At 61.1% G+C, this 314-nt stretch carries 1 pseudogene; it reads right to left on the minus strand.

Annotated elements, in window-relative coordinates:
• Positions 1–262, minus strand: a pseudogene (locus QP363_RS12865) (ATP-dependent chaperone ClpB); the annotation flags it as partial.
• Positions 263–314 lie beyond the last annotated feature (52 nt).

The raw sequence follows: 314 nt of genomic DNA on the forward strand, positions 1-314 counted from the left end.
CGCCAATGACGTCTTCCATGTGCAACAGCTTGTCCTGTTCGCCCTCTAGCAGTTTGCCAGTGGGAATGCCGGTCCACGCTTCGACTACCTCGGCAACCTCGCTGGGCCCCACCTTTTCGGCAATCATGGGTTCGAGCGGGGTCTCTTCATCCTCCTCGGCGGCGGCGATCTGCCGTTCCACCTGGGGGATGTCGCCATTTTGCAGGCGGCCGGCTTCTTCCCAACGCCCATCGCGCATGGCCACGTTCAACTGGGTGCGCAACTCGTCGAGTTTTACCCTCAGATCGCCGACCTTGTTGTGCTCGGCCTTTTCG

This window comes from Corynebacterium sp. UMB6689 (assembly GCF_030215295.1).
In the GTDB taxonomy this organism is placed as follows: domain Bacteria; phylum Actinomycetota; class Actinomycetes; order Mycobacteriales; family Mycobacteriaceae; genus Corynebacterium; species Corynebacterium aurimucosum.